Source organism: Streptococcus parasanguinis, assembly GCF_001069785.1.
GTDB classification, from domain to species: Bacteria; Bacillota; Bacilli; order Lactobacillales; family Streptococcaceae; genus Streptococcus; species Streptococcus parasanguinis_T.
In genome coordinates this window covers 1-26,268 of sequence record NZ_JVSR01000111.1, presented here as the reverse complement: position 1 = coordinate 26,268, position 26,268 = coordinate 1, and the positions used below count along the sequence as shown (strand labels likewise).

Sequence of the window (26,268 nt, the reverse complement as noted above, 5' to 3'; positions counted from 1 at the left end):
GTTACCGCCGTGAAAAGGCGGTGTCTTAACCCCTTGACCAACGGACCATATATTCATTAACAGAACATATCCCATTATATCAAAATTTAACTAATTGTCAAGCACTAAATTCTAAATTTTGCTCTTCAATTAATTTTTTGGCACGTTTGATATTGCTTCTTGAGATTGGACAAGAATAGCCTTCTTTCAACAGTAGCTGTTTCTTTTTCTTATCCATTCCAATGATCATACTTCTATTCACGATAAAAGATTGATGGGGACTGAAATATCTCTCCTCCACATCTTTCTCCAAGACATCTGATAAACTTCCCGCAATTTCTTTTTGAAAATTTTTCCCAACTAAGTTTAATTTATAAGCCGAACCAACAGTTTCAATATAAAGAATATCCTTAAATGGAATTTTTATCTTTTTATCCTTAAAGTCATACTCAAAATAATCTGTCAAATCATCATTTCCAATTTGAATAGTCGTTAGGTACTCAATACACTCCTTAATTTTTAATCTAAATAAATCTTCATTCAAATTTTTATCAATAAAATCTAAGGCAGATACTTTATAACGATAGGTAATCGAAGCGAATTCTGATTTTGTAGTAATAAAAACAATAATGGCATAAGGATTTGCTTCTCGTATTTTTTGAGCAATTTCCAGCCCACAATACTCATTGTCTTGGATATGAATATCTAGAAAATATAATTGGTGGATATCCGAATGCTGGATATAATTTTCAAATTCCGAAATTTTACCGGTAGAAATCACTTCAAGTTTAATTTCTAATTCCTTAGCAATTTCTGCAATATGTTTTTCTACCCGTATCTGTTGAGAGAGCTCATCTTCTAATAAAAAAATCTTCATTCTTGTTCGTATCCTCCAATCTTCAAAACTTGTAAAAAACGATTTCCTTGCAATTCCGTTTCTAAAAACATCGTTCCATAATTTGCTAAGATTTTTCTCACATTATTTAATCCTAGTCCTCTATTTTCTCCTTTTGTTGAATAGCCTTCTTCATATATTTTTCTAATATCAAAAGTGATTTCATTTGTTGTATTATGAATCACTAAGTAAACAATTTTTGAAATAGAGAAAATAGCAATATGAACTTTCTTTTCTTCTGCTTCTTTTGAAGCTTCCAAAGCGTTTGTCACTAGAATCCCAACGATTCTCACGATATCTAATAAATCAACTGGTAGTTGCTCGATTGGTTCACTCGTTTCAAAGGTCATTTCTACCCCAGCATCTCTTGCATCCAACCAGCCTCGAATCAAAATACTTCGTAAAGCAGAATCTTTGATATTGACCAAGTTGAATCCTGATAATGCTTCTGTATTGATCTCTTTATAACCTTTTTCCAATACTTCTCTATGGATTCTCTGTATTTCTGGAATATTTTCTTCCTCAATGGCTAACGACATAGAAATAACTAAATTTCCCAAATCATGACGAAATCCCCTGACAATAGAATAGAGACTTTGAATTTCAGCCATATACCGACTCATTTGTTGCTCAGAAAATTCTTTATACTCCAGTTCTAAATTTTTACGATACTGATCTCGCTCGATTTTCATATGGAATAAGCTGACTACAAAAGAGAAAAAACAAATCGTCGCCAACATACTCCCAAAATTTTTATATTGCGCTTGTTCACTAATCCATAAAGCAAAATTAATCACTACAAATATAGCAAAATAGACACAGATGAGTCTCTTTAAATATTTTTCAAATTCTTTCTCATAAAAAGGAGTGAAATCAAATTCAAATAGGTCAATTAACTTCAAAATGATTCCTAAAGAAAGCAAACGAATACACATATTGTAGACAATCGAGTAAGCTGCTACAACAGCATCCCCCAATACTGAAGAGACAATTATCGTCAGAAAAGTTGCTGTTCCTTCAACCGCTAAATAAGTAAAAAAAGAATAAAAAATGGCGCACAAGCGATTCGTCCGATTGGCATAATGATAATAAGGATATAAATAAACCGGCCATAAGAGCATATTTAAATCAGAGAGTCGAATATTTGAAAATAAAGTCACATCTAAAAATACTAAGAGACTTTCAAAAAGAAGAACAAAGGTGCTCAGCAGAAAGATAAATGCAAATTGATGTTCCTGATAGATTTTTTCGTCCACTAATGCAAACGTCAGAACAATGATCCCTCCCAAGAGAAAAGACAAGATTAATGACTGAATCACACAAACTCTCCCACTTTGTTTTTTCTATTTTATTATACTCTAGTATTATTATAAAAAAATAAAATTTTATATACAAAAAATTATAATATAAAATAGCCTAAAATTAAAGGGAATAGGTAAAATTGTAATGTTTTTAATGTTTTTGTTACATGAATGAAAACTATTTTACACAATTTATATAATCTACACTTTGCACTATATAGGGATTGTTAGTTCTTTTTTTAAATATTCCTAATAAATCATTTCATTACTATTTGTCTATAGTGAAGTATACAAAAATTAATAGATAATGAAAATTTATACATTTTTACATAAAAGAAAAGATGCAGCAAAAGCTGCATCTTTCATTTGATCCCAGCAGGATTCGAACCTGCGACCGTTCGCTTAGAAGGCGAATGCTCTATCCAGCTGAGCTATGAGACCGAACTTACTTCATTTTAGCAGAAAAAGGAAGGAGCGTCAAGGTTATTTATGGTAAGGACTCCCCTGTTGAATCATGAAAGCACGATAGATTTGTTCCACCAACACTAATTTCATCAACTGATGAGGAAGAGTTAATTGACCAAAGCTCATTAATAGATTTCCTCTTTTTTTCACTTCAGGAGACAGACCAAGACTGCCTCCAATAACAAAAGTAAGGTTTGAATAACCAGATGTCATAATCTGGTCAATCGTTTGACTAAATTTCTCTGAAGGAAATTGTTTTCCTTCGATGGCTAATACAATCACATATTCCTTATCTGAAATCTTAGAGAGAATTCGTTCCCCCTCTTTTTCAAGGATTTGTTGATTTTCGAGTTGACTGGCACGATCTGGAGTTTTTTCATCAACTAACTCAACCTGTTCTACTTTTGCAAATCGACCAAGCCTTTTAATATACTCCGCGATCCCATCTTTTAAGTATTTTTCTTTTAATTTTCCAACGGTTATCAATTTAATTTTCATTCCCCTATTGTAGCATAATTCTTCAATTCCACAAATAATCCACAGCTATAGAAAGGAAATCTATTCTAAAAAGTCCTTTTTAAAGCCATTTCTCAACTAAATTCTACAAGTTATCCACAATTTGTGGATAACTTTAGTTATTTAAGATATAATTAAGAAATTTTTTTTATACTCTAGACAATTTGATATCCTTAGGAGGAAAAAATGAAATCTTCATCTAATTTACTGAAAAAAATTGGAAACGTAGCCCTCGTTTTTGTTGTAGGTTTTCTAGGCGGGATTCTTGGAACCTTTTTAACCTTACAAACCTCTCATTCTTCTACTTCAAATACTGAAAGTAAGCAAGTCCACTCAACCACTGTTAAAACAGCTTATAAAAATACAACCTCAACTAGTGAGGCCGTAGACAAGGTGAAAAATGCTGTAGTCTCTGTGATTACTTATTCTGATTCTTCGAATCAAGGGTTATTTGAAAAAGAAGAAAACTCTGACTCACAAATTTCTAGTGAAGGTTCTGGGGTCATTTATAAAAAAGAAGGAAAATATGCCTACCTTGTTACCAACACCCATGTGATCAATGGTGCTAAAAAAGTAGATATTCTTTTAGCAGATGGTAATAAAGTCCCTGGAGAAGTAGTTGGGTCAGATGTCTATTCTGATATTGCAGTAGTTCGAATTAGTGCGGATAAAGCAAAGGCAGTAGCTGAATTCGGAGATTCAAACCAATTAACGGTCGGTGAGACTGCAATTGCAATTGGCAGCCCTCTTGGAACAGATTATGCTAATTCTGTTACCCAAGGGATTATTTCCAGCCAAGGTCGCAATGTGAAATTGAAAGCCGATAATGGACAAAATATCTCTACACGCGCTCTACAAACAGACGCAGCCATCAACCCAGGAAACTCTGGAGGTCCATTAATCAATATTCAAGGACAAGTCATCGGGATTACCTCAAGTAAAATTTCAAATAACGGACAAACTTCAGTAGAAGGAATGGGATTTGCAATTCCTGCAAATGATGTTGTCAATATTATCAAGCAACTAGAAGAAAAAGGAAAAGTAGTTCGACCAGCTCTTGGAATCCAAATGATGGATTTATCCAACCTTTCAACTTCTGATTTAAGCCAATTAAAACTACCTGAAAAAATCTCTGGAGGAGTACTGGTTCGTTCAACACTTGAAAATATGCCTGCTTCAGATAAATTGCAACGCTACGATGTGATCACAAAGATCGACGATACAGATATCGAGTCAACTGCAGATTTACAATCTGCCCTCTATTCTCACCAAATCAATGATACGATCAAGGTCACATTCTATCGTGATGGAAAACAACAAACAACTTCTATCAAGTTAACAAAATCAACTGAGGATCTTAGTGAGTAATTCTTATCCTCTTGACATACTTGTAAACACACCTTTACGAATTTGTAAAGGTGTGTTATTCTATTCATAAGATGGAAAAATTAGAAAAAATAGCGGTAAAGGACATTCGAACCAATCCTTTCCAACCAAGAAAAGTATTTGATCAAGAAAAATTAGAAGAACTGGCTCAGTCAATCAAAGAAAATGGCTTAATTCAACCCATTATTGTCAGAAAATCTCCAATAATTGGTTTTGAATTGCTTGCAGGTGAAAGACGTTTTAGAGCTTCAAAAATTGCTGGATTAGATCTTGTTCCTGCGATTATTAAAGAGTTAACGGATCAAGAAATGATGCGACAAGCCATTATTGAAAATCTTCAACGAGAAGATCTCAATCCAATTGAAGAAGCTATCTCCTACCAGAAGCTCGTTGATCATGGCTATAAGCACGACCAAATCGCTCAATTTATGGGGAAATCTAGACCCTATATCAGCAATATGCTTCGCTTGTTACATCTAGCTCCCTCTGTTAAAGAAGCAGTCATTCAAAATGATATTTCTTCGGCTCACGCGCGTGTTCTTGTTCCTCTTGATGAAGAAGAGCAGCGCTTTTGGTTGGAGCGAATCAAACAGGATCATTTAAATGTTCGAACATTAGAAAACAAGATCAGTTCAAAAAGAAAACAGAAAAATAAAAAAGCAAAAGAGAGCTTCCTACTAGAAGAGGAACAACGATTGAAAAAAATATTAGGAACAGATGTGACGATACACTCCTCTTCTCAAAATAAAGGAACTATCCAAATTTCTTTTTCCAGTCTTGATGAATACCAACGAATTATCAACAGCCTCAAATAAGGCTGTTATTTTTATTTTTTGTATTGACAAGCTTTTCCACCATAAAAATCTTTTGTAAATAGCAGAAAAATAAGGATATGCTCTAGTTATCCCCACTTTGTGGATAACTTTTAAAAACAATGTGAATTTAAATCCACAACTTGTGGAAAAGTTTAAAACTAAATTTAATTTCATGAAATTTAGCCTGTGGAAAACTATTTTTGTTTGTGGTAGAATAGGAGTACGTATGATTTGATACAATTCAAGAAAAGGAGGGAAGTCTGATAGTGTCACAAGAAGAGCAATTTTGGTCTCGTTTTTTAGAATTAGCCCAATTACAACTAAAAGATAGTGCCTATGATTTTTTTGTCGCCGATTCAAAATTAGTCAAAATCGATGGAGAAACGGCTACTATTTATCTTGATGGAAATTATAAAGAATTATTTTGGGAAACAAATCTAAAAAATGCTTTGATCACAGCCAGCTTTGAAGTCTACAATACAGATTTGAAGTTCCATTTCGTTTTTGAAGATACCGAAGAAATTCCTAGTAGTCATAGCGGTGAGAATAGGAGATTATCTTCAGGTAGCTTAACAACCGAACCGTTACCTAAAATTGATACAGGTTTGAAATCAAAGTACACCTTTGATAATTTTGTGCAAGGGGATGGAAATATTTGGGCGAAAGCAGCAGCGCTTGCAGTTTCTGAAAATCTTGCAACAACTTACAACCCTCTCTTTATCTATGGTGGACCAGGGCTTGGAAAGACTCACCTATTGAACGCAATTGGAAATCAAATCCTAGAAAATATTCCAAATGCACGGGTTAAGTATGTCCCGGCAGAAACCTTTATTAATGAATTTTTAGAACACCTTCGATTAGGAGAGATGAAGACGTTCAAGAATACCTATCGAAGTCTTGATCTCTTACTGATCGATGATATCCAGTCACTTGGTGGGAAAAAAGTCACGACTCAAGAGGAATTCTTTAATACCTTTAATGCTCTCCATAGCGACAACAAACAGATTGTTCTAACAAGCGATCGAAGTCCGGATCATTTAGATAGTCTTGAAGAGCGGCTGGTTACTCGTTTCAAATGGGGACTAACGCAAAATATAACACCACCTGATTTTGAAACTCGGATTGCCATCTTACGAAATAAAATTGAAGATCTAGATTATATTTTTCCTAATGACACACTAGAATATCTAGCTGGTCAGTTTGATTCAAATGTCCGAGACTTAGAAGGTGCCTTAAATGATATTTCTTTAATGGCGAAGGTGAAAAAACTAAAAGAAATTACGATCGATGTTGCAGCTGAAGCTATTCGAGCTCGTAAAAACGATAATAGCAAGACGCTTGTCATCCCCATTGAAAAAATTCAGGAAGCAGTTGGAGCCTTTTATGGAGTCAGTGTAAAAGAAATCAAAGGTTCTCGAAGAGTTCAGAATATTGTCCTAGCACGACAAGTGGCCATGTATCTTTCAAGAGAGATGACGGACAACTCACTTCCTCGAATCGGAAAAGAATTCGGTGGAAAAGACCACACGACTGTCATTCATGCTTATGAAAAAATTAAAAGTATGGTCGACACAGATGATAATCTACGACTCGAAATTCAAAGTATCAAGAAAAAGTTAAATTAATCTGTGGATAACTTCCTCTAAACTTCTAAGGGTTATGCACAATTTTTAAACAAGTAACTTTTTAAGTCATAGATAGGATTCTGAGAGTTTTCCACAACTTCCACACAATCTACTATTACTATTATCTTACTAATCATAAAATAAATAAAAGGAATGACCATGATAAATTTTTCTATTAACAAAACTTTATTTTTACAAGCATTAAATACTACCAAAAGAGCGATCAGTTCAAAAAATGCTATCCCAATCCTTTCCACGATTAAAATTGATGTCACTCCAGAAGGAGTTGCCTTATCTGGATCGAATGGCCAAATTTCAATTGAAAACTTTATTTCTATCAAAGATGAAAATGCTGGTTTATTAGTGACCTCTCCAGGCTCTATTTTATTGGAAGCAACTTTCTTTATTAATGTGGTTTCAAGTTTACCAGATGTTACTTTAGATTTTAAAGAGATTGAACAAAAACAGGTTCTTTTAACAAGTGGAAAATCAGAAATTACACTTAAAGGAAAAGATGCAGATCAATATCCACGTATTCAAGAAATTGCTGCAAGTAATCCATTAGTTTTGGAAACAAAATTATTAAAACAATTAATTAATGAAACAGCATTTGCAGCAAGTGTACAAGAAAGTCGTCCAATTTTGACAGGTGTTCACTTTGTTTTATCGGATAATAAAGAGCTAAAAACAGTAGCAACAGACTCTCACCGTATGAGTCAAAAAGTGATTACACTGGAGAAAAATGGAGACAACTTTGATGTTGTCATCCCAAGTCGCTCTCTTCGTGAATTCACCTCTGTTTTTTCTGATGATATTGAAACAGTTGAGGTTTTCTTTGCTAACAATCAAATTCTCTTTAGAAGTGAACACATTAGTTTTTATACCCGTTTGCTAGAAGGAAATTATCCTGATACAGACCGTCTCATTCCAACAGAATTCAATACAGAGGCAACCTTCAATGTGGCTAACCTTCGATTTGCAATGGAGCGTGCTCGTCTTCTTTCAAATGCGACTCAAAACGGAACGGTTAAATTAGAGTTCAAAAATGGAGTGGTTTCTTCCCACGTTCATTCACCAGAAGTTGGACGAGTAAATGAAGAGATCGATACGAGCGCCGTTTCAGGAGAGGATTTGTCTATTAGCTTTAATCCAACTTATTTGATTGAAGCGCTCAAAGCTATTGACAGTGAACAAGTTGTTATTCGTTTTATTTCTTCTGTTAGACCGTTTACATTGGTTCCAGAAGGAAATGAACAAGGGTTCATTCAATTGATTACGCCAGTTCGCACAAATTAACAAAGGTGAATCATGTATACGTTAGGTGATTTTGTTGAAATGAAAAAGCCCCACGCTTGTGTGATTAAAGAAACAGGTAAGAAGGCAAATCGTTGGGAAATTACGCGACTTGGTGCAGACATAAAAATCAAGTGTAGCAATTGTGATCATGTGGTCATGATGAGTCGCCATGATTTTGAACAGAAAATGAAGAAAGTACTATAAAAGGTTCAGTCACTTATGTGACCGAACCTTTTCGATTATTTTAATTCTTCAAATTTTCCATTTTTAACTTCTTTGAAACCACCCTGTTTCATCATATCAAAAGTTGATTTGAAGCTGATATAGTCGACTTTTTTATCTTTTTGTGTCGTTACTAATTTCTTTTCAATTAGCTGATCTAAGTCTGCCTTTTCATAATTTAGTGTTGTTTTTTCAACCATATAATCATCTTTATATTCAGCAGAATGTGTGAATCCTTTGACATCTTTGTATTCTTCATCATATTTATCGATCATTTCCTTTAATTGATCTTTCGTAACTCCCGCCTCTTTGTAATAAATAGTAGTGGTGGTTTGGTTACTGATCGCTTTATCACCTTTATGTTCTAGTGTAATACGAACATCTGTTTTCTTTTCTTGGTTGATTGCCTGAAGATAGGATTTTTGAACAGATTGTTGTCCACAAGCTCCAAGAAGAATGAGAGTAAAGATAGCGATTAAAGAAAGAAAAATAGATTTCCATGTTTGTTTTTTCATCTGAAAAACTCCTTTGTTCATTGTTAAATATAGTATACCATTTTTATCTTTTTAGAACGTTACAGTTTGATGAAAAAATCTAGTTTCAAAGGTGATGAAATATTTCATTTTTCATCACTTGTCTTTTGAATTATGTTATAATAAAAGAGATTGAAATTTGAACGGAGAAAAAGAAAAATGGCATTAACAGCAGGTATCGTTGGCTTACCAAACGTTGGTAAATCAACCCTATTTAACGCAATTACAAAAGCAGGAGCAGAGGCCGCAAACTATCCCTTTGCGACCATTGATCCAAACGTCGGGATGGTAGAAGTTCCAGATGAACGCCTCCAAAAATTGACGGAAATGATTACTCCTAAGAAGACAGTTCCGACTACTTTTGAATTTACAGATATTGCTGGGATTGTGAAAGGAGCTTCTAAAGGGGAAGGACTTGGTAATAAATTCTTGGCCAACATCCGTGAAGTAGATGCCATTGTCCATGTAGTGCGTGCTTTTGATGATGAAAATGTCATGCGGGAGCAAGGTCGTGAAGATGCCTTTGTTGATCCACTAGCAGATATTGATACCATCAATTTAGAATTAATTTTAGCCGACTTAGAGTCTGTCAATAAACGCTATGCGCGTGTAGAAAAAATCGCTCGTACACAAAAAGATAAGGATTCTGTTGCGGAATTTAATGTTCTACAAAAAATCAAACCAGTTCTTGAAGATGGTAAATCAGCTCGGACCATTGAATTCACTGAGGAAGAACAAAAAGTGGTGAAGGGACTTTTCCTTTTGACTACCAAACCAGTTCTTTATGTAGCCAATGTGGATGAAGATGTTGTTGCAGATCCAGATTCTATCGAGTATGTGAAGCAAATTCGTGACTTTGCGGCAACAGAGAACGCGGAAGTCGTGGTGATCTCTGCGCGTGCTGAGGAAGAAATTTCTGAGCTAGATGATGCAGATAAACAAGAATTTTTAGAGGCGATTGGCCTAACAGAGTCTGGAGTTGATAAACTTACGCGTGCAGCTTATCACTTGTTGGGACTTGGCACTTATTTCACAGCTGGTGAAAAAGAAGTGCGTGCTTGGACCTTCAAACGTGGCATGAAAGCCCCTCAAGCAGCTGGAATCATCCACTCTGATTTTGAAAAAGGATTTATTCGTGCCGTGACCATGTCCTATGATGATTTGGTCAAATACGGTTCTGAAAAGGCTGTAAAAGAAGCAGGACGCTTGCGCGAAGAAGGAAAAGAATATGTTGTCCAAGACGGGGACATCATGGAATTCCGTTTTAATGTATAAGAGAGTTTAAAAAATGTAAAGGTTGGAAAAAATATTTCCAACCCTTTTAGTGTTTTGAAAGGAAAGAGATGACGAAATTAATTGTTGGATTGGGAAATCCAGGTGATAAGTATTTTGAAACCAAACACAATGTAGGCTTTATGTTAGTTGATCAAATGGCAAAGTCTTTAAATCTTACTTTCTCCCATGATAAGATTTTTCAAGCTGATATCACCTCAACATTTTTGAATGGCGAAAAGGTCTATTTTGTAAAGCCGACCACTTTCATGAATGAGAGTGGAAAAGCAGTCCATGCCCTTCTGACTTATTATGGTCTGGATATTGAAGATCTTTTGGTTATTTACGATGATTTAGATATGGAAGTTGGTAAGATTCGTCTTCGAGCTAAAGGATCAGCTGGAGGTCATAACGGAATCAAATCGATTATTAATCATATTGGAACTCAGACTTTTTATCGAATTAAGATTGGAATTGGAAGACCTAAGCAGGGCATGTCAGTTGTTCATCATGTCTTAGGAAAATTTGATAAAGACGATTACATCACTATTCTACAAACAATTGATCGAGTAGAAGAAGCGGTTAACGATTACTTGGTAGAAGAAAATTTTGAAAGAAGCATGCAGAAATACAACGGGTAAGTAGATGAATGTAATTGATTTAGTGAGTCAAAACTCCAACTTTCTATCCTGGCAACAAGGTTTGCAAAAAAATAATAGGGAATTGATCTTAGGATTGTCTGCGACCACAAAGGCTATTGTAATGGCTTCAGCCTTTGATTTTATTGAAAAAGCAGTCCTCATTACTTCCAGTTATAACGAAGCAGAACGATTGGCTAGTGATTTTATTGCTTTACTTGGAGAAGAGAAAGTCCATACATTTTTGGGAGATGATAACCCTTTAGCAGAATTTGTTTTTGCTTCACAAGAAAGGCAATTTGCACGATTAGAGGCTTTGAACTTTTTATGCCAAGAAGATCGTCAAGGCATCCTTGTGACCAATGTGAGTGGTATAAAACTACTATTACCTTCTCCTAAAGTTTTTGCATCTAGCATTTTTCAATTGAAGGTTGGTCAAGAAATAGACTTAACTACTCTGAGTGAAACATTACAGAAGATTGGCTACCAAAAGGTGAGCCAAGTTTTGCAACAGGGAGAGTTTAGTCTACGAGGAGATATTTTAGATATCTTTGAGATCGACCAACTCCAACCCTATCGGATTGAATTTTTCGGAGATGAGATTGATGGAATCCGAATCTTTGACCCAGAAAGTCAGCGTTCTGTTGAAAATGTTGAAGACGTTCAACTGAAGGCAGTGAGTGATCTATTGTTGCAAGAGGAAGATTTCATCCGTGGTCAGCAGCAAATCGAACAATTGCAAGAACAGAGTGCAAATGAAGAATTTAAATCTTATCTAGCAGAAATTCTGGGAGATATTTCTCAAAGGAAACTCCATCCGGATCTTAGGAAATTTATTAGTTTCTTTTACAAAAAGCAATATACCTTATTCGATTATCTCCCTAAACACACTCCTGTCTTTCTGGATGATTATCAAAAAATAGCAGATCAAATAGCGAGATTTGAACTAGATACAGCTAATCTCTTGACGGAAGATTTACATAAAAATAGAGCTTCTTCTCGCCAAGTGTATTTTGCAGACACCAGTACAACATTACGAAAATATACGCCTGCAACTTATTTTTCAAACTTTCAAAAAGGATTGGGAAATTTGAAGTTTGATCATTTGTATCAATTCAATCAATATCCCATGCAGGAGTTTTTTGGACAATTTGATTTATTAAAAGAGGAAATTGAACGGTATCGAAAATCAAACTATACTGTTATTGTCCAAGCAACTTCTCATCACAATCTTCAACAGCTCCATAAAAATTTAGAAGAATATGGAATTCGATTAGATTATATTGATGGGGATACGATCATCCCTCAAGCTAGTCAATTAGTTGTTGGAGGACTAGCTCACGGTTTCCAATTTGTTGATGAAAAAATTGTCTACATTACAGAATCAGAGATTTATCAGAAAAAGATCAAACGAAAGATTCGCAGGCAAAATATTTCCAATGCTGAACGCCTAAAAAATTATAATGAACTGGAAAAAGGGGACTATGTTGTTCACCAAGTTCATGGTATTGGTCAATATTTGGGAATTGAAACGATTGAAATTTCGGGTGTCCATCGTGATTATGTTTCAATTCAATATCAAAATGGAGATCGCATCTCGATTCCTGTCGATCAGATTCAGATGTTGTCCAAATACGTTGCAAGTGATGGAAAAACGCCAAAAATTAACAAGTTAAATGATGGGCGTTTCCAAAAAACGAAGCAAAAGGTTCAGACCCAGGTAGAGGACATTGCGGATGATTTGATAAAACTTTATGCGGAGCGTAGTCAATTAGAAGGCTTTGCCTATTCCCAAGATGATGAAAACCAAGAGGCTTTTGAACAAGATTTTCCATATATTGAAACAGATGACCAATTACGTTCCATTGAAGAAATCAAAAAAGATATGGAATCGAATCGTCCGATGGACCGATTGCTGGTTGGAGACGTCGGTTTTGGGAAAACAGAGGTCGCTATGCGAGCAGCCTTTAAGGCAGTAAATGATCATAAACAAGTAGCAGTGCTGGTTCCCACCACTGTTCTTGCCCAACAACATTATGCCAATTTTAAGGAGCGTTTTGAATCTTTTGCAGTAGAGGTTGCTGTTTTAAGTCGTTTCCAGAGTAAGGCAGAGCAGAAAGAAACGCTTGAAAAGTTGAAAAAAGGACGAGTGGATATTATTATTGGAACTCACCGGCTCTTGTCCAAAGATGTTGTTTTTTCAGACTTAGGCTTAATCGTGATTGATGAAGAACAACGTTTTGGAGTGAAGCACAAAGAAACCTTGAAAGAATTGAAAAAAAAGGTGGATGTGCTTACCCTAACAGCTACTCCTATACCTCGAACTCTTCATATGTCTATGCTAGGAATTCGAGATTTGTCTGTCATTGAAACACCTCCGACCAATCGATATCCTGTGCAAACTTTTGTACTAGAGACCAATCCAACCATTATTCGAGATGCTGTGTTGCGGGAGATGGATCGTGGAGGACAGGCCTATTATCTTTACAATAAGGTAGATACAATTGAACAAAAGGTGTCTGAATTAAAAGAGTTGATTCCAGAGGCTTCGATTGGCTTTGTTCATGGTCAGATGAGTGAGGTTCGCTTAGAAAATACCCTGTTGGATTTCATTAATGGCGAATACGATGTCTTAGTGACGACAACCATTATTGAGACAGGTGTGGATATTCCAAATGCTAATACACTCTTTATTGAAAATGCGGATCATATGGGACTTTCAACGCTTTATCAACTAAGAGGTCGTGTGGGACGAAGCAATCGAATTGCTTATGCTTATTTGATGTATCGTCCAGACAAATCTCTTACAGAAGTGTCTGAAAAACGCTTAGAAGCTATTAAGGGTTTTACTGAGTTGGGGTCTGGCTTTAAAATTGCTATGCGAGATTTATCGATCCGTGGAGCAGGGAATATCCTTGGAGCTTCTCAATCTGGTTTCATCGATTCAGTTGGTTTTGAAATGTATTCTCAATTGTTAGAAGAAGCTATTGCTAAGAAACAAGGCCAAGAGCATCGTAGACAAAAGAGCAATGCAGAGTTGAACCTTCAAATAGATGCGTATTTACCTAATGAATATATTTCAGATCAACGTCAAAAAATTGAAATTTACAAACAAATTCGTGAAATGAATTCTGCAACGGACTATGAATACTTGCAAGATGAATTGATCGATCGTTTTGGAGAATACCCAGATGTTGTGGCCTACCTACTTGAAATTGGTTTAGTGAAAGCTTACTTGGATCAAGTCTTTGTCCGTCTTGTTGAGAGAAAACAACAAAAATTGACAGTGAAATTTGAACCTATTGCCAAACAACTGTTTTTAACACAGGATTATTTCAAAGCTCTGTCCATGACACAGTTAAAGGCACAGATTGCAGAAGAAAAGGGATTGATTGAAGTGATCTTCGATATTCGAAATAAGAAAGATTTTGAAATTTTGGAAGCTCTGAAGCAATTTGGTAAAACCTTATTGGAAATTAAACAAGAAAAAGAAGAGGACTAGCAGTTCTTAGCTCATTTTTCGCATTTTATGTATAAAAAATGATACAATACTATGTTAGAGGTGACAGTATGAGATTAGATAAATATTTAAAAGTTTCTCGCATTATTAAGCGTCGTCCTGTTGCAAAGGAAGTTGCAGATAAAGGGCGAATCAAAGTCAATGGAGTATTAGCCAAAAGTTCAACGGATTTGAAAGTGAATGATCAAATTGAAGTTCGTTTTGGAAATAAAGTATTGACGGTTAAAGTCTTGGAAATGTTGGATAGTACAAAAAAAGAAGATGCATCCAAAATGTACGAAATAATTAGTGAAACAAGGATAGAAGAAGATGCCTAAAAATATCGTTCAAATGAACAATAAATATATCAAAGACGAAAGTCAGCGAAAACGTTTTTTAGAAGAAGAAAGAAAAAAACGCAATCGTTTTCTGGGTCTCGTCTTGATATTAGTCATGTTACTGTTTATTCTTCCAACTTATAACTTAGCCCAGAGCTATCAATCGCTACAAGATAAAAAAGAACAATACAAACAGTTGGAAAAAGAGTATAAAGAAACAAGTGAACAAAAAGAATACCAACAAGACATCGCTAAAAAATTAAAAGACGATGATTATGCAACAAAATATGCACGCGCTAAGTATTCTTTTTCAAAAGATGGTGAATATGTTTATACCATCCCAGATTTACTCCCACAATAACCGATGGAAAATATCTTACAAACAGTTAAACAATTCCTTGAATTTTCGGATGAAAAATTAGAGGAATTAAAAAAGAAAAACCAAATGATCAAACTTCAAAAGGATGAAAAGGAAAGGAATACAGGTGTCTAAACGATTTCTGCTCCTATTGTTAGTTCCAATTTTATTTATTGGGTCTCAAGCAGCGAGTGTCGAGCAGTCTGAGTCTTCTCAGACAATGGCTCATCCATCAGAACTTTATTTTTCTTCAATTCCAGCGAACCCGAATGTTTATCGCAAAATTTCTGTTTTTTCTGATCCTCAGTTGAAAAAAGCAAAAGGAGAAATTCTTCCCAACACACCGTTTACAATCGAACAACTCTTTGTAAATGATGAAGGGAAAGCTGTATTTAAAATAGCAGATAAAGGATATGTATTAGCAGATTCTTCTGTCATTTTTTCTGATGTTGTACAAGAAACACAAGAAAAAAAACAAGACATGTGGCTAAAACCTGGTTTTAAAGTGTATGACCGACCCTTAATAAATGGTGCAAAAGAAAAAAATACACCTCTTTCTCCTTATACAAAAGTGACAGTCTTACGTACAGCTAAGACTTTACGAGATGAGTTTGTGGAGATTGAAGGTCAGGGCTGGGTGAACAAAGCATTCGTTACTGAAAAAGATAATCGAATGGAAAAAGTCCAGGACTTGTTAAATAGTAAATACAATTCTCCTTCGTATGGAATCTATGTAAAACAATTAGAGACTGGAAATACTGCTGGAATCAATCCGCAAAAAGAAATGTATTCTGCCAGTGTAACGAAATTACCATACTTGTACTACGTCCAAGAACAGCTCAATAAAAAAGCCATTTCTCCAACTACAACCTACAAATATATTCCAGAAGTCAATGATTTCAAAGGTGGCTATGAACCAGAAGGAAGTGGTAGCCTTTCAAAAACACCAGATGGAAAAGAATATAGTGTTCAAGAGTTGGTAGATAAAATTGCAAAAGAATCAGATAATGTTGGACATAATATCTTGAATTATTATGTCACTCATCAATCAGATCAAGACTTCCAAAAAACTTTGGATAAAATTGCAAAGAAACATTGGGATGTTGAAAAAAGAGAAGCATCCGCTGAAATGGCTGGCAATGTCATGGAGGCTGTCTATCAACAAAATGGCTCTATTATTGATGCGCTCTCCTCTACAAAATATGATGATCAACGGATTGCGCGTGACCTTCCAGTAAAAGTTGCTCATAAAATTGGAGATGCCTATGATTTTAGACATGATGTTGCGATTGTATACACAAATTCACCCTATGTAATAGCCATTTTTACAGATCATTCGAATTATGATACGATTTCCAACATTTCAAAGGATATCTATGAGGTATTGAAATAATGGAAAAGCGATTTTTAGAGTTTTGTGAAAAACAAGATCTATTTACTCCCCATCGCCGTGTTTTGGTTGCCTTATCTGGTGGATTGGATTCAATGAATCTGTATGAACTTTTATATAAGAATAAAGAACGATTGAAAATCCATCTGGTACTCGCTCATGTCAATCATGGACAAAGGCCAGAATCAGATTTAGAAGAAAGTGAACTTCGAACGCTAGCTAATAGGCGAGAGACACGTATTCATGTGGCTCACTATTCGGGTGATTTTACGGAAGCAAAAGCTCGTACCTTTCGTTATGATTTTTTTAAACAGATTATGGAGAAAGAGGATTGCACTGCTTTAGTAACAGGTCATCATGCAAATGATCAAGCTGAAACAACTTTCATGCGCTTGATACGAGGAACAAAATTACGCCATTTAAGTGGTATTCCTGTACGCCAACCATTTGGCAAGGGTGAGTTAATCCGTCCTTTGTTAACTTTTACCAAAGATGAGTTGATGGAAATCCCTCACTTTGAAGACAGTAGCAATGACTCACAGGACTATTTTCGAAATCGTGTACGACATCAATACCTTCCTGAATTTGAAAAAGAAAATCCCCAAATGCAAGCAAGTCTTCGCTATTTAGCAGAGGAAGTGAATCATTGGCACCAAGCACTAAAAGAATTGACTAGCGAGTTAAGCATTCAAGATTTAGCTTCTTTTAGAACGTATTCTCATTCTGTACAATCATTCTTATTAGAAGAGTATTTGGCACAATTCCCAGATTTGCAACTTGGTAGGGTACAGTTTCAAGAATTATTAAATTTACTGCGAAAAAAAAGAAATTGCGTTCATTATTTAAAGTCGAATTATGAACTACATCAAGAATATGATTTCTTTGAAATACAAAAAATCAGTCAAAAGTCGGATGACCAACCCCTCCCATTTTTGTTAGAATTTGGGAATATCTTTGAAATTGCAAATTATAAACTATCTTTTGGACAACCATTAGTAGGGGAAAATGTAGAAATTCTTTCTGTTTCACGCGAAACTCCCATCTTAATTAGAGGGAGAAAGGAAGGAGATCAGCTGCTTGTTAATGGCCACCATCAAAAATTAAGACGGTGGTTTATCAACCATAAAATTCCAATTTCGCTTCGGCAAAAAGCTCTCATTATAGAACAGAATCATAATATTCTTTCTGTAGTGGGATTGGTAACGAGTGATTTGAGTAAGCCCTCAAAAAGTGGTATAATGAAAGATAGTCTTTATATTCAAAAAATAGATAGGTAAAAACATGTTAGAAAAAGATATAAAAAAAGTATTGGTTTCACATGATGAAATTGTAGAAGCAGCAAAGAAATTGGGTGAAACCCTAACAAAAGAGTACCAAGGAAAAAATCCAATTTTTGTTGGAATTTTGAAAGGCTCTGTTCCATTTATGGCAGAGTTGATCAACCACGTGGATACACATATTGAATTGGATTTTATGCTGGTTTCAAGTTATCATGGTGGTACGGCAAGCTCAGGTATTATTAATATTATCAAGGATATCGACCAAGATATTACTGGTAGAGATATTTTATTTGTAGAAGATATTATCGATACAGGTAAAACTCTCAAGAGTCTAAAAGAACTCTTTGAAGAAAGAAATGCAGCATCTGTAAAGATTGCTACCTTACTGGATAAACCTGAAGGCCGTTTGGTTGAGATTGAAGCAGATTACACCTGCTTTACGATTCCAAATGAGTTTGTTGTAGGATATGGTTTAGACTATGATGAAAATTATCGTAACCTACCCTATGTTGGTGTATTAAAAGAGGAAGTGTACTCAAAATAGAGGAGACTAGATGAATAACAGAAAAAATAACGGTTTTGTCCGAAATCCATTTCTGTATTTGTTGATTATTGTAGCGGCTGTGACAGGATTCCAGTACTTTTTTGCGGGTAATGGGGTTGGTCAAAGTCAGCAAATCAACTACACAGAATTGGTCAAAGAAATTAAAAATGATAATGTAAAAACGATCAGTTACCAACCAAATGGTAGTGTGATTGAAATTGCAGGTACCTATAATAAAGCAAAAGAATCAAAAGAAGATACAGGAATTCAATTTTTTACCCCAAGTGTTCAAAAAGTATCTCGCTTTACTAGTGTCATCCTTCCATCTGATATCACCGTCAATGAATTACAAAAATTAGCAGCTGACCACAAAGCAGAAATCACCATCAAGCGTGAGAGCTCAAGTGGCATGTGGATAACAATTCTCACTTCAATTGTTCCATTTGTTATCGTCATGTTCTTCTTCTTCTCAATGATGAACCAAGGCGGTGGCGGAGGTGCCAGAGGTGCCATGAACTTTGGTCGTAATAAAGCCCGCGCTGCTAATAAAGAAGATATTAAAGTTCGTTTTTCAGATGTAGCAGGAGCTGAAGAAGAAAAACAAGAACTTGTTGAAGTTGTTGAATTTTTAAAAGATCCAAAACGCTTTACTAAATTGGGTGCAAGAATCCCAGCAGGTGTGCTTCTTGAAGGCCCTCCCGGAACTGGTAAAACCCTTTTAGCAAAAGCAGTAGCTGGTGAAGCTGGAGTGCCATTCTTCAGTATCTCTGGTTCTGACTTCGTTGAAATGTTTGTCGGAGTCGGTGCTAGCCGGGTTCGTTCACTTTTTGAAGATGCTAAAAAAGCAGCTCCAGCCATTATCTTTATCGATGAAATTGATGCTGTTGGGCGCCAACGTGGTGTAGGTCTTGGTGGTGGAAATGATGAACGTGAACAAACCCTTAACCAGCTCTTGATTGAGATGGATGGTTTTGAAGGCAACGAAGGAATCATTGTTATCGCAGCAACTAACCGTTCGGATGTCCTTGACCCTGCCCTTCTTCGTCCTGGCCGTTTTGACCGTAAAGTATTAGTTGGACGTCCAGATGTGAAAGGTCGTGAGGCAATTCTTCGTGTTCATGCTAAGAATAAGCCACTTGCTCAAGATGTGGACTTGAAATTGGTTGCTCAACAAACACCAGGATTTGTCGGTGCTGATCTCGAAAATGTTTTGAACGAAGCAGCCTTGGTTGCAGCTCGTCGAAATAAAAAAGTAATTGATGCTGCTGATATCGATGAAGCAGAAGATCGTGTTATTGCAGGTCCATCTAAGAAAGATCGGACAATTTCACAAAAAGAACGTGAAATGGTTGCTTATCACGAAGCTGGTCATACAATCGTTGGTCTGGTCTTATCAAATGCTCGTGTAGTTCATAAAGTTACGATTGTTCCACGTGGTCGTGCAGGCGGTTACATGATTGCCCTTCCTAAAGAAGATCAAATGTTACTTTCTAAAGAAGATATGAAAGAACAATTAGCTGGGCTCATGGGAGGACGTGTTGCCGAAGAAATTATTTTCAATTCGCAAACAACGGGTGCTTCAAATGACTTTGAACAAGCTACCCAAATGGCGCGTGCAATGGTGACAGAATATGGTATGAGTGAAAAACTTGGACCGGTCCAATATGAAGGAAATCATGCAATGTTTGGTGCTCAAAGCCCACAAAAAATGATTTCAGAACGAACAGCATACGAAATTGATGAAGAAGTTCGTAGTCTGTTGAATGAAGCCCGTAATAAAGCGGCAGAAATTATTCAAGGAAATAGAGAAACGCATAAACTAATTGCGGAAGCTCTATTAAAATATGAAACCTTGGATAGTGTTCAAATTAAATCATTATATGAAACAGGAAAAATGCCTGAAAATTCAGAGCATGAATTAGAAGAAGAAGCAAAACCTCTATCATATGATGAGATTAAGTCAAAATTAGAAGAAAATAACTAATTCAAAAGAAGGAAAATATTTCCTTCTTTTTTTATTAAAAAAGTGTTGACAGAGTAAAAATATTCTGTATAATAGAATATGTTGTAAAAATGGTCCGTTGGTCAAGGGGTTAAGACACCGCCTTTTCACGGCGGTAACACGGGTTCGAATCCCGTACGGACTATCGATGAACTGTCACCAAGTGGCAGTTTTTTTGTGTATTTGGACAAAATAATTAAAAATAATAACCAAATAGTTAAAAAAACGTGCAGAATAGAAAAAAAGTCCAATGGGCTTCTTTATTTTTATAAAATACAGATAAAAGTAAAGGAGAGCTTATGGAATTTAATAAAATGTATCAAAAAGTAAAATATATCGTAAGAAAATGTGAAAAAGAATATTATATTCAATTATGGGAAAAGGATGATTGGGAACAAGAAGGACAGCTAACACTCTTTGAACTTTATCAAAAAAATCCTGAAATTGAAACAAATGAAGAATTACTTTATACATATTTTAAAACAAAATTTAGAAATCATATTAAAGATAAAATAAGACAACAGGAAAGTGATAAGAGAAAAATAAATAGACTTCCATATATTGAAATTGGAGAAATTAGTCACAGAATTTCATCAAGAAAAATATATTTAGATGAGCTGGTTGTTCTTAGAGATGCATTAAAACGTTTTAAAGAAAAATTAACCGTAAAAGAAAAAGAACAATATGAAGCATTACTAGCAAACAGAAGATGTCTAGGAAAAACAAAAATGAAAAAGAAATTAGAGAACTATCTGAAGGATTTTAAAAATACAATTTAAGAACTGAAAGTTGACAGTGTATAAATGAACTTTCAAAAAAATAAAATTTTTTGGAAAAAAGTATTGACAGTAAGGTAAGGTCATGATATACTAATATAGTTGTCGCGCGAGAGCGACAAAGACCTTTGAAAACTGAACAAGACGAACCAATGTGCAGGGCGCTGTAACTAAGGTTATAGTAACTGAACAATAAAAAAACAATAAATCTGTCAGTGACAGAATGAGTTTAAGACAAACAATTATTTTAATGAGAGTTTGATCCTGGCTCAGGATGAACGCTGGCGGCGTGCCTAATACATGCAAGTAGAACGCTGAAGCTTGGTGCTTGCACCGAGCGGATGAGTTGCGAACGGGTGAGTAACGCGTAGGTAACCTGCCTCTTAGCGGGGGATAACTATTGGAAACGATAGCTAATACCGCATAAAAGTCGATATCACATGATATTGATTTGAAAGGTGCAATTGCATCACTAAGAGATGGACCTGCGTTGTATTAGCTAGTTGGTGAGGTAACGGCTCACCAAGGCGACGATACATAGCCGACCTGAGAGGGTGATCGGCCACACTGGGACTGAGACACGGCCCAGACTCCTACGGGAGGCAGCAGTAGGGAATCTTCGGCAATGGGGGCAACCCTGACCGAGCAACGCCGCGTGAGTGAAGAAGGTTTTCGGATCGTAAAGCTCTGTTGTAAGAGAAGAACGAGTGTGAGAGTGGAAAGTTCACACTGTGACGGTAACTTACCAGAAAGGGACGGCTAACTACGTGCCAGCAGCCGCGGTAATACGTAGGTCCCGAGCGTTATCCGGATTTATTGGGCGTAAAGCGAGCGCAGGCGGTTAGATAAGTCTGAAGTTAAAGGCTGTGGCTTAACCATAGTACGCTTTGGAAACTGTTTAACTTGAGTGCAGAAGGGGAGAGTGGAATTCCATGTGTAGCGGTGAAATGCGTAGATATATGGAGGAACACCGGTGGCGAAAGCGGCTCTCTGGTCTGTAACTGACGCTGAGGCTCGAAAGCGTGGGGAGCAAACAGGATTAGATACCCTGGTAGTCCACGCCGTAAACGATGAGTGCTAGGTGTTGGGTCCTTTCCGGGACTCAGTGCCGCAGCTAACGCATTAAGCACTCCGCCTGGGGAGTACGACCGCAAGGTTGAAACTCAAAGGAATTGACGGGGGCCCGCACAAGCGGTGGAGCATGTGGTTTAATTCGAAGCAACGCGAAGAACCTTACCAGGTCTTGACATCCCTCTGACCGCTCTAGAGATAGAGTTTTCCTTCGGGACAGAGGTGACAGGTGGTGCATGGTTGTCGTCAGCTCGTGTCGTGAGATGTTGGGTTAAGTCCCGCAACGAGCGCAACCCCTATTGTTAGTTGCCATCATTCAGTTGGGCACTCTAGCGAGACTGCCGGTAATAAACCGGAGGAAGGTGGGGATGACGTCAAATCATCATGCCCCTTATGACCTGGGCTACACACGTGCTACAATGGCTGGTACAACGAGTCGCGAGTCGGTGACGGCAAGCTAATCTCTTAAAGCCAGTCTCAGTTCGGATTGTAGGCTGCAACTCGCCTACATGAAGTCGGAATCGCTAGTAATCGCGGATCAGCACGCCGCGGTGAATACGTTCCCGGGCCTTGTACACACCGCCCGTCACACCACGAGAGTTTGTAACACCCGAAGTCGGTGAGGTAACCATTTGGAGCCAGCCGCCTAAGGTGGGATAGATGATTGGGGTGAAGTCGTAACAAGGTAGCCGTATCGGAAGGTGCGGCTGGATCACCTCCTTTCTAAGGAAATGGAAACCTGTACGTTGGTCTTGTTTAGTTTTGAGAGGTCTTGTGGGGCCTTAGCTCAGCTGGGAGAGCGCCTGCTTTGCACGCAGGAGGTCAGCGGTTCGATCCCGCTAGGCTCCATTAACACTGTAAGGGTGTTAAGATTGAACATTGAAAATTGAATATCTATATCAAATAGTAACAAGAAAATAAACCGAAACGCTGTAAATATTTAAAGAGTTTAGGTCGCAAGACCAAAAATAAGGTTAAGTTAATAAGGGCGCACGGTGGATGCCTTGGCACTAGAAGCCGAAGAAGGACGTGACAAACGACGAAATGCTTTGGGGAGCTGTAAGTGAGCGACGATCCAGAGATGTCCGAATGGGGGAACCCACTAGCTAATGGCTAGTACTCCTATCTGTTAAGGATAGGTAGAGGAAGACGCAGTGAACTGAAACATCTAAGTAGCTGCAGGAAGAGAAAGCAAAAGCGATTGCCTGAGTAGCGGCGAGCGAAACGGCAGGAGGGCAAACCGAAGAGTTTACTCTTCGGGGTTGTAGGACTGCAATGTGGACTTAAAGATTATAGAAGAATGACATGGGAAGGTCAGCCAAAGAGAGTAAGAGCCTCGTATTCGAAATAGTCTTTATACCTAGCAGTATCCTGAGTACGGCGGGACACGAGAAATCCCGTCGGAATCTGGGAGGACCATCTCCCAACCCTAAATACTCTCTAGTGACCGATAGTGAACCAGTACCGTGAGGGAAAGGTGAAAAGCACCCCGGGAGGGGAGTGAAATAGAACCTGAAACCGTGTGCCTACAACAAGTTCGAGCCCGTTAATGGGTGAGAGCGTGCCTTTTGTAGAATGAACCGGCGAGTTACGATATGATGCGAGGTTAAGTTGAAGAGACGGAGCCGTAGGGAAACCGAGTCTGAATAGGGCGAGTTAGTATTATGTCGTAGACCCGAAACCATGTGACCTACCCATGAGCAGGTTGAAGGTGAGGTAAAACTCACTGGAGGACCGAACCAGGGCACGTTGAAAAGTGCTTGGATGACTTGTGGGTAGCGGAGAAATTCCAAACGAACTTGGAGATAGCTGGTTCTCTCCGAAATAGCTTTAGGGCTAGCGTCGACATTAAGATTCTTGGAGGTAGAGCACTGTTTGGGTGAGGGGTCCATCCCGGATTACCAATCTCAGATAAACTCCGAATGCCAATGAATTATGGTCGGCAGTCAGACTGCGAGTGCTAAGATCCGTAGTCGAAAGGGAAACAGCCCAGACCACCAGCTAAGGTCCCAAAATAATTGTTAAGTGGAAAAGGATGTGGGGTTGCACAGACAACTAGGATGTTAGCTTAGAAGCAGCTATTCATTCAAAGAGTGCGTAATAGCTCACTAGTCGAGTGACCCTGCGCCGAAAATGTACCGGGGCTAAAACAATTTACCGAAGCTGTGGATACCTTTATAGGTATGGTAGGAGAGCGTTCTATGTGTGGAGAAGGTGTACCGTGAGGAGCGCTGGAACGCATAGAAGTGAGAATGCCGGTATGAGTAGCGAAAGACAGGTGAGAATCCTGTCCACCGTAAGACTAAGGTTTCCAGGGGAAGGCTCGTCCGCCCTGGGTTAGTCGGGACCTAAGGAGAGACCGAAAGGTGTATCCGATGGACAACAGGTTGATATTCCTGTACTAGAGTATGTAGTGAAGGAGGGACGCAGTAGGCTAACTAAAGCGTGCGACTGGAAGTGCACGTCTAAGCAGTGAGGTGTGAATTGAGTTAAATGCTTAATTCTGTAACATTGAGCTGTGATGGGGAGCGAAGTTTAGTAGCGAAGTTAGTGACGTCACACTGCCAAGAAAAGCTTCTAGCGTTAATCATACTCTACCCGTACCGCAAACCGACACAGGTAGTCGAGGCGAGTAGCCTCAGGTGAGCGAGAGAACTCTCGTTAAGGAACTCGGCAAAATGACCCCGTAACTTCGGGAGAAGGGGTGCTGGCTTTTAGTCAGCCGCAGTGAATAGGCCCAAGCAACTGTTTATCAAAAACACAGCTCTCTGCTAAATCGTAAGATGATGTATAGGGGGTGACGCCTGCCCGGTGCTGGAAGGTTAAGAGGAGTGCTTAGCGTAAGCGAAGGTATGAATTGAAGCCCCAGTAAACGGCGGCCGTAACTATAACGGTCCTAAGGTAGCGAAATTCCTTGTCGGGTAAGTTCCGACCCGCACGAAAGGCGTAATGATTTGGGCACTGTCTCAACGAGAGACTCGGTGAAATTTTAGTACCTGTGAAGATGCAGGTTACCCGCGACAGGACGGAAAGACCCCATGGAGCTTTACTGCAGTTTGATATTGAGTGTCTGTGCCACATGTACAGGATAGGTAGGAGCCATTGAGATCGGGACGCCAGTTTCGATGGAGGCGTTGTTGGGATACTACCCTTGTGTTATGGCCACTCTAACCCGGTAGGTTCATCATCTACGGAGACAGTGTCTGACGGGCAGTTTGACTGGGGCGGTCGCCTCCTAAAAGGTAACGGAGGCGCCCAAAGGTTCCCTCAGAATGGTTGGAAATCATTCGCAGAGTGTAAAGGTATAAGGGAGCTTGACTGCGAGAGCTACAACTCGAGCAGGGACGAAAGTCGGGCTTAGTGATCCGGTGGTTCCGTATGGAAGGGCCATCGCTCAACGGATAAAAGCTACCCTGGGGATAACAGGCTTATCTCCCCCAAGAGTTCACATCGACGGGGAGGTTTGGCACCTCGATGTCGGCTCGTCGCATCCTGGGGCTGTAGTCGGTCCCAAGGGTTGGGCTGTTCGCCCATTAAAGCGGCACGCGAGCTGGGTTCAGAACGTCGTGAGACAGTTCGGTCCCTATCCGTCGCGGGCGTAGGAAATTTGAGAGGATCTGCTCCTAGTACGAGAGGACCAGAGTGGACTTACCGCTGGTGTACCAGTTGTCTCGCCAGAGGCATCGCTGGGTAGCTATGTAGGGAAGGGATAAACGCTGAAAGCATCTAAGTGTGAAACCCACCTCAAGATGAGATTTCCCATGATTTTATATCAGTAAGAGCCCTGAGAGAAGATCAGGTAGATAGGTTAGGAGTGGAAGTTGTGTGAGCAATGGAGCGGACTAATACTAATAGCTCGAGGACTTATCCAAAGAGTCAGAAGATATTGACAACGAAAGGTTAACTTGTTAGAATATAGATGTTCAATTTTGAATGTTTAATCATTCAGAGTTAAGTGACGATAGCCTAGGAGATACACCTGTACCCATGCCGAACACAGCAGTTAAGCCCTAGAACGCCGGAAGTAGTTGGGGGTTGCCCCCTGTGAGATAAGGTAGTCGCTTAGC

General features: G+C 38.1%; 20 protein-coding genes, 3 tRNA genes and 3 rRNA genes. 21 read left to right on the top strand and 5 right to left on the bottom strand.

What is annotated here, in order from left to right:
- Nucleotides 1-97 precede the first annotated feature (97 nt).
- From ADG03_RS10885 to rlmH, 4 genes are all read right to left on the bottom strand, one after another.
- Nucleotides 98-856 (bottom strand): response regulator transcription factor, encoded by a 759-nt coding sequence (locus ADG03_RS10885; RefSeq protein WP_003009229.1) that lies wholly within the window; start codon nucleotides 854-856, stop codon nucleotides 98-100.
- Nucleotides 853-2,193, bottom strand: coding sequence for a sensor histidine kinase (locus ADG03_RS10880; protein WP_049473259.1), 1,341 nt, complete (start codon nucleotides 2,191-2,193; stop codon nucleotides 853-855). The genes ADG03_RS10885 and ADG03_RS10880 overlap by 4 nt, the downstream gene beginning before the upstream one ends.
- Nucleotides 2,194-2,542: 349 nt before the next feature.
- Nucleotides 2,543-2,616, bottom strand: a tRNA-Arg gene (locus ADG03_RS10875).
- 42 nt (nucleotides 2,617-2,658) lie between these two features.
- Nucleotides 2,659-3,138 carry a 23S rRNA (pseudouridine(1915)-N(3))-methyltransferase RlmH gene (rlmH, locus tag ADG03_RS10870; RefSeq protein WP_003009233.1) on the bottom strand — a complete coding sequence of 160 codons (480 nt, stop codon included), beginning with the start codon at nucleotides 3,136-3,138 and terminating at the stop codon, nucleotides 2,659-2,661.
- A 204-nt stretch (nucleotides 3,139-3,342) separates the two neighbouring features.
- Here rlmH and htrA point away from each other — a divergent pair, with 204 nt between their 5' ends.
- The 5 genes from htrA to ADG03_RS10845 all read left to right on the top strand — a co-directional run bounded on the left by htrA (nucleotide 3,343) and on the right by ADG03_RS10845 (nucleotide 8,482).
- A complete protein-coding gene (gene htrA, locus ADG03_RS10865) occupies nucleotides 3,343-4,524 on the top strand; it encodes a serine protease HtrA (protein ID WP_049473258.1) in 1,182 nt (393 codons plus the stop codon).
- Nucleotides 4,525-4,595: 71 nt separating this feature from the next.
- Nucleotides 4,596-5,357 (top strand): ParB/RepB/Spo0J family partition protein, encoded by a 762-nt coding sequence (locus tag ADG03_RS10860; RefSeq protein WP_049473257.1) that lies wholly within the window; start codon nucleotides 4,596-4,598, stop codon nucleotides 5,355-5,357.
- Nucleotides 5,358-5,623: 266 nt separating this feature from the next.
- Entirely contained in the window at nucleotides 5,624-6,982 is a 1,359-nt protein-coding gene (gene dnaA, locus ADG03_RS10855; RefSeq protein WP_031574821.1) for a chromosomal replication initiator protein DnaA, read from the top strand.
- 159 nt (nucleotides 6,983-7,141) lie between these two features.
- Nucleotides 7,142-8,278, top strand: coding sequence for a DNA polymerase III subunit beta (gene dnaN, locus ADG03_RS10850; protein ID WP_021154169.1), 1,137 nt, complete (start codon nucleotides 7,142-7,144; stop codon nucleotides 8,276-8,278).
- A gap of 12 nt (nucleotides 8,279-8,290) precedes the next feature.
- Nucleotides 8,291-8,482: a DUF951 domain-containing protein gene (locus ADG03_RS10845; protein WP_003002008.1), complete on the top strand. Its 192-nt coding sequence runs from the start codon at nucleotides 8,291-8,293 to the stop codon at nucleotides 8,480-8,482.
- 35 nt (nucleotides 8,483-8,517) lie between these two features.
- Here ADG03_RS10845 and ADG03_RS10840 read toward each other — a convergent pair whose 3' ends face one another.
- Nucleotides 8,518-9,015 carry a DUF1307 domain-containing protein gene (locus ADG03_RS10840; protein ID WP_049473256.1) on the bottom strand — a complete coding sequence of 166 codons (498 nt, stop codon included), beginning with the start codon at nucleotides 9,013-9,015 and terminating at the stop codon, nucleotides 8,518-8,520.
- Between the two features lie 177 nt (nucleotides 9,016-9,192).
- Here ADG03_RS10840 and ychF point away from each other — a divergent pair, with 177 nt between their 5' ends.
- The 16 genes from ychF (at nucleotide 9,193) to rrf (ending at nucleotide 26,268) form a co-directional block, all read left to right on the top strand.
- Nucleotides 9,193-10,308: a redox-regulated ATPase YchF gene (gene ychF, locus ADG03_RS10835; RefSeq protein WP_003010773.1), complete on the top strand. Its 1,116-nt coding sequence runs from the start codon at nucleotides 9,193-9,195 to the stop codon at nucleotides 10,306-10,308.
- Between the two features lie 68 nt (nucleotides 10,309-10,376).
- Nucleotides 10,377-10,946: an aminoacyl-tRNA hydrolase gene (gene pth, locus ADG03_RS10830; protein ID WP_049473255.1), complete on the top strand. Its 570-nt coding sequence runs from the start codon at nucleotides 10,377-10,379 to the stop codon at nucleotides 10,944-10,946.
- A 4-nt stretch (nucleotides 10,947-10,950) separates the two neighbouring features.
- Nucleotides 10,951-14,445 carry a transcription-repair coupling factor gene (mfd, locus tag ADG03_RS10825; protein ID WP_049473254.1) on the top strand — a complete coding sequence of 1,165 codons (3,495 nt, stop codon included), beginning with the start codon at nucleotides 10,951-10,953 and terminating at the stop codon, nucleotides 14,443-14,445.
- Nucleotides 14,446-14,513: 68 nt separating this feature from the next.
- The gene (locus ADG03_RS10820) at nucleotides 14,514-14,780 is read left to right on the top strand and encodes an RNA-binding S4 domain-containing protein (RefSeq protein WP_003002258.1); all 267 of its coding nucleotides are present in this window, start codon (nucleotides 14,514-14,516) and stop codon (nucleotides 14,778-14,780) included.
- The gene (locus ADG03_RS10815; protein ID WP_003009251.1) at nucleotides 14,773-15,141 is read left to right on the top strand and encodes an FtsB family cell division protein; all 369 of its coding nucleotides are present in this window, start codon (nucleotides 14,773-14,775) and stop codon (nucleotides 15,139-15,141) included. The genes ADG03_RS10820 and ADG03_RS10815 overlap by 8 nt, the downstream gene beginning before the upstream one ends.
- A gap of 3 nt (nucleotides 15,142-15,144) precedes the next feature.
- Nucleotides 15,145-15,273, top strand: a complete 129-nt coding sequence (locus ADG03_RS11955) for an SP_0009 family protein (RefSeq protein ID WP_003009253.1) — start codon at nucleotides 15,145-15,147, stop codon at nucleotides 15,271-15,273.
- Entirely contained in the window at nucleotides 15,245-16,531 is a 1,287-nt protein-coding gene (locus tag ADG03_RS10810; RefSeq protein ID WP_049473253.1) for a serine hydrolase, read from the top strand. Before ADG03_RS11955 ends, ADG03_RS10810 begins: the two co-directional genes overlap by 29 nt.
- Nucleotides 16,531-17,805 carry a tRNA lysidine(34) synthetase TilS gene (gene tilS, locus ADG03_RS10805; RefSeq protein WP_049473252.1) on the top strand — a complete coding sequence of 425 codons (1,275 nt, stop codon included), beginning with the start codon at nucleotides 16,531-16,533 and terminating at the stop codon, nucleotides 17,803-17,805. Before ADG03_RS10810 ends, tilS begins: the two co-directional genes overlap by 1 nt.
- 4 nt (nucleotides 17,806-17,809) lie before the next feature.
- Nucleotides 17,810-18,352 carry a hypoxanthine phosphoribosyltransferase gene (hpt, locus tag ADG03_RS10800; protein WP_003018402.1) on the top strand — a complete coding sequence of 181 codons (543 nt, stop codon included), beginning with the start codon at nucleotides 17,810-17,812 and terminating at the stop codon, nucleotides 18,350-18,352.
- Between the two features lie 10 nt (nucleotides 18,353-18,362).
- On the top strand, nucleotides 18,363-20,336 hold the full coding sequence (ftsH, locus tag ADG03_RS10795) for an ATP-dependent zinc metalloprotease FtsH (RefSeq protein ID WP_049473251.1): 1,974 nt from the start codon (nucleotides 18,363-18,365) through the stop codon (nucleotides 20,334-20,336).
- 91 nt (nucleotides 20,337-20,427) lie between these two features.
- Nucleotides 20,428-20,499 (top strand) — tRNA-Glu (locus tag ADG03_RS10790).
- Nucleotides 20,500-20,653: 154 nt separating this feature from the next.
- A complete protein-coding gene (locus tag ADG03_RS10785) occupies nucleotides 20,654-21,133 on the top strand; it encodes a sigma-70 family RNA polymerase sigma factor (RefSeq protein ID WP_049473250.1) in 480 nt (159 codons plus the stop codon).
- A 243-nt stretch (nucleotides 21,134-21,376) separates the two neighbouring features.
- Nucleotides 21,377-22,924 (top strand): 16S ribosomal RNA (locus ADG03_RS10780).
- A gap of 53 nt (nucleotides 22,925-22,977) precedes the next feature.
- Nucleotides 22,978-23,050: transfer RNA gene (locus ADG03_RS10775), tRNA-Ala, on the top strand.
- Nucleotides 23,051-23,173: 123 nt separating this feature from the next.
- A 23S ribosomal RNA gene (locus ADG03_RS10770) occupies nucleotides 23,174-26,073 on the top strand.
- 79 nt (nucleotides 26,074-26,152) lie between these two features.
- Nucleotides 26,153-26,268: ribosomal RNA gene (gene rrf, locus ADG03_RS10765) — 5S ribosomal RNA — on the top strand.
- Together the 16S, 23S and 5S rRNA genes with 1 tRNA gene alongside form the textbook arrangement of a ribosomal RNA operon.